Origin of the sequence: Streptomyces tricolor (assembly GCF_002155905.1) — a bacterium.
In the GTDB taxonomy this organism is placed as follows: Bacteria; Actinomycetota; Actinomycetes; order Streptomycetales; family Streptomycetaceae; genus Streptomyces; species Streptomyces tricolor.
The window spans coordinates 1-239 of the sequence record NZ_MUMF01000824.1 but is presented as its reverse complement, the minus strand read 5'-3'; the positions used below and the strand labels follow the sequence as shown (position 1 = coordinate 239).

At 76.6% G+C, this 239-nt stretch carries 1 pseudogene; it reads right to left on the bottom strand.

The features are described 5' to 3' along the window. A pseudogene (locus tag CCN44_RS47000) lies at positions 1-239 on the bottom strand (MFS transporter); the annotation flags it as partial.

Sequence of the window (239 nt, the reverse complement as noted above, 5' to 3'; positions counted from 1 at the left end):
CGCGCCGGTCAGCAGCGGCAGCACGGTGACGGGGCTCGCCGCCGCCTCGCCGCCGCCGAGCCGCTTCACGCCGAGGACCACGCCGAAGAGCCCGGCCGCCGCCATCAGCGCGCCGGTCACGTCCCAGGGGCCGTCGCCGTCGCCCCGGGACTCGGGCAGCAGGGCCCGGCCCACGGGGAGGCTCACCAGCATCAGCGGGATGTTGACCAGGAAGACCGCGCCCCACCAGAAGTGCTCCA